Annotated in this window: 7 protein-coding genes and 1 pseudogene; 5 read left to right on the top strand and 3 right to left on the bottom strand. The window is 72.4% G+C overall.

Features of this window, described 5'->3' with window-relative positions:
* The first annotated feature begins 208 nt into the window (after window positions 1–208).
* The 3 genes from ACIBH3_RS19545 to ACIBH3_RS19535 all read left to right on the top strand — a co-directional run bounded on the left by ACIBH3_RS19545 (window position 209) and on the right by ACIBH3_RS19535 (window position 2,879).
* Window positions 209–625 carry a (2Fe-2S) ferredoxin domain-containing protein gene (locus ACIBH3_RS19545; protein ID WP_396313243.1) on the top strand — a complete coding sequence of 139 codons (417 nt, stop codon included), beginning with the start codon at window positions 209–211 and terminating at the stop codon, window positions 623–625.
* Between the two features lie 107 nt (window positions 626–732).
* Entirely contained in the window at window positions 733–990 is a 258-nt protein-coding gene (locus ACIBH3_RS19540; protein WP_396313242.1) for a hypothetical protein, read from the top strand.
* 221 nt (window positions 991–1,211) lie between these two features.
* Window positions 1,212–2,879, top strand: coding sequence for a fibronectin type III domain-containing protein (locus tag ACIBH3_RS19535; RefSeq protein WP_396313241.1), 1,668 nt, complete (start codon window positions 1,212–1,214; stop codon window positions 2,877–2,879).
* Between the two features lie 129 nt (window positions 2,880–3,008).
* Here ACIBH3_RS19535 and ACIBH3_RS19530 read toward each other — a convergent pair whose 3' ends face one another.
* From ACIBH3_RS19530 to ACIBH3_RS19520, 3 genes are all read right to left on the bottom strand, one after another.
* Window positions 3,009–3,494, bottom strand: a complete 486-nt coding sequence (locus ACIBH3_RS19530; RefSeq protein WP_396313240.1) for a peroxiredoxin — start codon at window positions 3,492–3,494, stop codon at window positions 3,009–3,011.
* A gap of 216 nt (window positions 3,495–3,710) precedes the next feature.
* Window positions 3,711–4,043 carry a YnfA family protein gene (locus tag ACIBH3_RS19525; protein ID WP_396313239.1) on the bottom strand — a complete coding sequence of 111 codons (333 nt, stop codon included), beginning with the start codon at window positions 4,041–4,043 and terminating at the stop codon, window positions 3,711–3,713.
* 96 nt (window positions 4,044–4,139) lie between these two features.
* Window positions 4,140–5,351, bottom strand: coding sequence for a pyridoxal phosphate-dependent aminotransferase (locus ACIBH3_RS19520; protein WP_396313238.1), 1,212 nt, complete (start codon window positions 5,349–5,351; stop codon window positions 4,140–4,142).
* Between the two features lie 93 nt (window positions 5,352–5,444).
* Between ACIBH3_RS19520 and ACIBH3_RS19515 the strand changes: the two are divergent.
* Together ACIBH3_RS19515 and ACIBH3_RS19510 are read left to right on the top strand one after the other, a co-directional pair.
* Window positions 5,445–5,798, top strand: a pseudogene (locus ACIBH3_RS19515) (winged helix-turn-helix transcriptional regulator); the annotation flags it as partial.
* Between the two features lie 51 nt (window positions 5,799–5,849).
* Window positions 5,850–6,437, top strand: coding sequence for a DUF3291 domain-containing protein (locus tag ACIBH3_RS19510; protein ID WP_396313237.1), 588 nt, complete (start codon window positions 5,850–5,852; stop codon window positions 6,435–6,437).
* Window positions 6,438–6,468 lie beyond the last annotated feature (31 nt).

The following is a 6,468-nucleotide window of genomic DNA, read 5'->3' as shown; positions in this document are numbered from 1 at the left end:
CCGGTGCCGACGGGCGTCGCTCCCGCGTTCGCTTCGCTCTCTTCCTCGCTCCTTCCTTTCGGCACCGGCGCGCCCCTTCGGCTCGCTCGCCCGGTCTCGGGGGCGGGATCCGGTGGGCGGCCTCCCGCGCGGGGGGCGGTGCGTGCAAACATGCTCGGGCGGGCAGCGGTGTCCGCGCAGAGCATCCGCACCACCTGAGAGGCACCTGATGAGCCGTCGAAGCAGCCGCTCGGCCGCCCCCGCGAAGCCGGCCGCCCCCGCCCCCGTGACGGTGAGCGTCTGCCGGGGCTGCTGCTGCGGCTCGGCGGCCAAGCATCCGGGAGTCGACCACACCGCGCAGCTGGAGCGGCTGCGTACGGGCGTCGGTTCGGACGGCCGGGTGCGGGCGGTGGACTGCCTGGACGCCTGCGCGCACTCCAACGTCGTCGTGGTCAGCCCCTCCGCCGAGGGCCGGCTCGCCGGCGGGCGGCCGGTCTGGCTCGGCTGGGTGCTGGAGGAGGACATGGTGGAGGAGATAGCGGGCTGGGTGCGGGCCGGCGGCCCCGGGCTGGCCGACCCGCCGCCGACCCTGGGCCTCCAGGAGTTCGCCGTCTCCCGCCGGGTCAGGCAGGGCCTGCCCGGCTGACCGCACCCGGCGCGGCCGCTCGCGGGACTACCATGGCTGGTGGTTCGACCAACGGAGGGAACGACCTTGTACAGCAGTACGCGGGGCGGCCACGCCGGACCGGCACGATGACCACGGTCTGCCGGATCTGCGCCGGTACCGGCCGCACGGCCGGCCTCAGCTGCCGCACCTGCCAGGGCACCGGCACCACCGAGGTCGGCGGCGGCGGCGGCAACTGCTTCCTCTGCGACGGCACCGGCATCTACGTCCGCTACACGGTCGACGCCAGCGGCGCCAAGCACGCCTACCGCGAGGAGGTCTGCCGGACCTGCGACGGCACCGGCAACCGCGCCCCCAGCAGCTGGGACGAGACCATCGCCACCTAGCGCCCCGGGTACACCGAGAGCCCCAACCACACAGCGCACACCGGTACACCTCCCGCGTCGCTGACGCCGCCTCAACCCCCGCCGTCACACGCCGCGCAGGGCCCCGCCCGGGTGGCTTTGCCCGGCCATGGTCGAACATTGGCGTTCGACTGACCGGCACGTTGCGGCCCGTTCACCGGATGTCCGTGCACGGGCAATCCGCCGCTGCGAAAGTCCCGCCCATGGATATCCCCCGCATGGGCGTGCCCGCGAAGCTCGCCGACCGTATGAGCATGGCGGAGCAGCACGAGTACCTGCGCAGCCGCCTGTCCCGCCGCAGCATGCTGCGCACCGGCGCCGTCACCGTCGGCGCCCTCGCCGTGGGCGGCGTGCTCGGCTCCGGCAGCGCTTTCGCCGCGCCGGCGGGCCCGCAGCTGCTGACTGGCGCCGCCACGGACGGCATCGACGGCGCACTGGTCGCCCCGATCGGCCGTCACCTCGCCTTCGGCCCCGAGCCGGACACCCAGTTCCGGGTCTCCTGGCAGGTCCCGGCTCCGGTCCGCAAGCCCTTCCTGCGCTACGGCAGGACTCCCTGGGACCTCGGCCACAAGGTCCAGGCGGAGGTGCGCGCGCTGCACACCCCGGCGCTCACCCCGACCGGCAAGCCGGTCGACCAGTACTACCTGCACGTCGCGCTGGAGGACCTCAGGCCCGACACCACGTACTACTACGGCGTCGGCCACGAGGGCTTCGACCCGGCCACGCAGCAGGCCGTCTCCACCCTCGGCACCTTCCGCACCGCGCCCGGGCGCGACCACCGCTGGGGCAAGGTGTACGAGCCGTTCACCTTCACCGCCTTCGGCGACCAGGGCGTCAGCGCGCACGCGGCCGGCAACGACCACGTCATCCTGGCCCAGAACCCGGCCTTCCACCTGCACGCCGGCGACATCTGCTACGCCGACCCGGCCGGCTCCGGCCAGGACGCGGACAAGGCCGTCTACAACGCCGCCACCTGGGACGCGTTCCTCGCCCAGACCGAGACGGTCGCCTCGAAGGTCCCGTGGATGGTCTCCTACGGCAACCACGACATGGAGGCCTGGTACTCGCACAACGGCTACGGCGGCGAGAACGCGCGCTTCTACCTGCCGGACAACGGCCCGGACCCGCGGACCGTGCCCGGCGTCTACACCTTCCGGTACAAGAACGTCGGCGTCATCTCGCTGGACGCCAACGACGTCTCCTACGAGATCCCGGCCAACCTCGGCATCTCGGCCGGCAAGCAGACCAGATGGCTGGAGCGTCAGCTGAAGGACCTGCGCGGCGACGAGACCGTCGACTTCATCGTGGTCTTCTTCCACCACTGCGCGTTCTCCACCACGCACCAGCACGCCTCCGAGGGCGGGGTCCGCGAGGCCTGGGTGCCGCTGTTCGAGAAGTACCGGGTGGACCTGGTGATCAACGGTCACAACCACGTGTACGAGCGCACCGACGCCATCCTCGGCAACAAGGTCTCCAAGCAGGTGCCCAGCGGCGCCACCGTCGAGCCCGCCACGGAGGGCGTGGTCTACGTGACGGCGGGTGCGGCCGGCCGCAGCCTGTACAGCTTCGACGCCCCCGACACCTACGAGGGCCACGAGAACCACCAGGACTCGGTGAACACCTACCACTTCGCCAAGGGCGGGGTGAGGGTCACCGAGACCGTCGAGTGGTCGCGGGTGCGCTACACCGGTTACTCGTTCATCAAGGTCGACGTCACCCCGGCGCAGCTGGGCCGGAAGTCCTCGATGAAGGTCACCGCGCTGGCGGAGAACGGCACGCAGGTGGACAGCTACACCATCCTGCGCAAGGTCGGCGAGGGCTGGGACAGCGGCACCGACGACGACGGCGAGGGCGGCGGCTGGGGCTGGTAGCCCCGCCGTAGGCCGCGCGGCATCACCGCCGCATCACCCCCGCACCGGCCCTCGCAGCGGCCTCGCATCGCCCCCGCATCGCCGCGCACCGGCCCCGGAGCGCCTCGCGCCCGGGGCCGGTGCGCTGCGTCAGCCCAGCTTCGCCAGTTCCTCGGCGAGGGTGTCGCCGTGCTGGAAGGTCAGCCCCGCCAGCGCGACGTGCCGCCAGCGGACGGTGCCGTCGGCGTCCAGGATGAAGACCGAGCGCCGCAGCCCCAGCCCGGGGACGGCGATGCCGTACGCCCGCGCGACGGCCCGGTCGGTGTCGGCCAGCAGCGGGAAGCCCAGGCCGTGCTTGCGGGCGAAGCGCTCGTGGCTGTCCAGGTCCTGCGGGCTGATGCCCCAGACGCTCGCGCCGAGCCCGCGGAAGCGGTCCAGGTCGGAGGTGTAGGAGCAGAGCTGCTTGGTGCAGACGGCGGTGTCGTCGCCGGGGTAGAAGACCAGCACGAGCGGGCCGCCCTTGGCCTCGGTCAGCCGGTGCTCCCGGCGCTCGGCGGCGCCGCTCTCGACGTCGAGCAGCAGGCCGGGCAGGGTGAACTCGGGGGCGCGGCTGCCGGGCTCGGGGGGCTTGGGCATCGGGGGCGTCCTTCGCAAGATTCCGGTCGGTGCGGGCCCGGCCAACCCTACTCGCTGGTAGCACGCCCGTCCCGGGACGCGGCCGCCCACCGCGGCCTCGAAGCGGGCATGATGGGTGTTCGACCGTGGAGGAGGCCCTGGAGTTCGCCCCCCGCCCCGGTGGGGTTCGTGCTCCCGACGGAGATCCTCAAGAACTACGTCCGCTGACCCGGCGGCTCAGCGGCGTGGGCCGTACATGATGACGGCGACGCCGGTGAGGCAGATCGCGGCGCCGATCAGGTCGTAGCGGGTGGGCCGGAAGCCGTCGAACAGGACGCCCCACAGCAGTGACCCGGCGACGAAGACGCCGCCGTACGCGGCCAGGACCCGGCCGAAGTGGCTGTCGCTCTGGAGGGCGGCGACGAAGCCGTAGCCGCCCAGGACGACCACGCCGAGCCCGGCCAGCCACCACGGGCGGGACTCGCGCATGCTCTGCCAGACCAGCCAGCAGCCGCCGATCTCGGCGACGGCGGCGAGGGCGAAGAGCAGCACGGAGCGGAGCACGGTCATGCCGCCCACCCTACGGAGCGCCGGTGCCCGCCCACCCGACGGGACGCCGCCGGCGCCGTCCCGGGCGGTCACCGCCGCTTTCCCGTCCCGCGCCGGTCACTGCCGGTAGGTGGTCAGGAAGCGCCCGATCCGGCTGATCGCCGTCTCCAGGTCGTCGGCGCGCGGCAGCGTGACGAACCGGAAGTGGTCGGGCCGGGGCCAGTTGAAGCCGGTGCCCTGGACGATGTGGATCTTCTCGCGGAGCAGCAGGTCCAGCACGAACCGCTCGTCGTCGACGATCCGGTGCACGGCCGGGTCGAGCTTGGCGAAGGCGTACAGCGCCCCCTTGGGCTTGACGCAGCTGACGCCCGGGATGTCGTTGAGCGCCCGCCAGGCGACGTCGCGCTGCTCGGTCAGCCGGCCGGTGGGCAGGGTGAGGTCGTGGATCGACTGGTGGCCGCCGAGCGCGGCCTGGATCGCGTACTGGGCGGGCACGTTGGGGCACAGTCGCATGCCGGCGAGCATGGTCAGGCCCTCCAGGTAGTCCCTGGCGTGCTCCTTGGGCCCGGAGACGACCAGCCAGCCGCTGCGGAAGCCGGCGACCCGGTAGGCCTTGGAGAGGCCGTTGAAGGTGAGGGTGACCACGTCGTCGGCGAGCGCGGCCAGGCAGTGGTGCTCGACCTCGTCGTAGAGGATCTTGTCGTAGATCTCGTCGGCGAGGACCATCAGGCCGTGCCGGCGGGCGAGCCCCAGGATGCCCTCCAGGAGCTCCTTGGGGTAGACGGCGCCGGTGGGGTTGTTGGGGTTGATGACGACGATCGCCTTGGTGCGGGCGGTGATCTTCGAGGCGATGTCGTCGAGGTCGGGGTACCAGTCCGCCTCCTCGTCGCAGAGGTAGTGCACGGCCTTGCCGCCCGCGAGCCGGACGACGGCCGTCCAGAGCGGGAAGTCGGGGGCCGGTACGAGCACCTCGTCGCCGTCGTCGACCAGGGCCTGCACGGCCATCTGGATCAGCTCGGAGGCGCCGTTGCCGAGGAAGACGTCATCCACCGTCACGCCGTCCACACCGCGCTGCTGGTAGTACTGCACCACGGCCCGGCGGGCGGGCAGGATGCCGCGCGCGTCGCTGTAGCCGTGCGCGCCGCGCAGGTTGCGGATGATGTCCTGGATGATCTCCTCCGGCGCCTCGAAACCGAACGGCGCCGGGTTGCCGGTGTTGAGCCGCAGCACGCTGTGGCCGGCCTCCTCCAGGGCGTTCGCCTGGTCGACCACCGGCCCCCGGATCTCGTAGCAGACACCCGCGAGCTTGCTGGACTGGCGGAACTCCATCAGTGGCCTCCCGACCCTCACCCTCACAACTGGTTGCTTTGTTCTACCAAGTAAGCACTTGGAAAGTCCAACCTTTTGGCTATGCTGATCCTCATGTCACGTCGAAGCTACGACCAGTACTGCGCCGTCGCCCGCGCCCTGGACGCGGTGGGGGAGCGCTGGAGCCTTCTGATCGTCCGTGAACTCCTCGGTGGCCCGCGCCGCTACACCGACCTGCACGCCGACCTGCCGGGCGTCTCCACCGACATCCTCGCCAGCCGGCTCAAGCAGCTGGAGAGCGAGGGTCTGGTGCTGCGCCGCCGCCTGGAACGCCCCGCCAACGCCACCGTGTACGAGCTCACCGAGCGCGGCACGGCGCTGCGCGGGGTCGTCACCGCCCTGGGGGAGTGGGGCCTGGGCGCCCTCGGCGAGCAGCGCCCGACCGACGCCGTACGCGAGCACTGGTTCACGGACCGGAACGCCGGGGACAGCGTGGCCGTCGGCGGCTAGGGTCGCGCCATGACGACGCCCCCGCCCACACCCGCGCGTGTGCCCGCCCCCGAACCCGCCTCCGAACCCGCATCGGGAGCAGCGGACTTCGAGCCCGCGGAATTCGAACTCGCCCAGGTCAACATCGCCCGGATGCTCGCGCCGATCGACAGCCCGCAGCTGGCCGACTTCGTCGCCGCCCTCGACCCGGTCAACGCCGTCGCGGACACCGCCGACGGCTTCGTCTGGCGGTTGCAGAGCGAGGACGGCAATGCCACCGGCTTCCGGATCTTCGGCGACGACTGGCTGATCGTCAACAGGTCGGTGTGGCGGGACCCCGCCGCTCTCGAAGCCTTCGTCTACCACCGCTCGCACCGCGAGGTGCTGCGCCGCAGGCGCGAGTGGTTCGAGAAGCCGGTCGAGGCGATGACCGCCCTCTGGTGGGTCCCGGCCGGTCACCGCCCCACCGAGCAGGAGGCCGAGCAGCGGCTGACCCTGCTGCGTGCCAAGGGCCCCACGCCGGACGCCTTCACCGCCCGCGTCACCTTCCCGGCGCCGCCGCCGGTGGCGGTGCCGGCGGCGTCCGTGGGGGTGGACGGGGTGGCGTTGGCCGACTGACGCGGCCGCCGCTTCGGCGCGCTGGTGCTCA

Origin of the sequence: Kitasatospora sp. NPDC050543, assembly GCF_044457565.1 — a bacterium.
Lineage (GTDB): Bacteria > Actinomycetota > Actinomycetes > Streptomycetales > Streptomycetaceae > Kitasatospora.
Note: the sequence above shows the minus strand (reverse complement) of the source record. Positions and strands in the feature narration are given on the sequence as shown.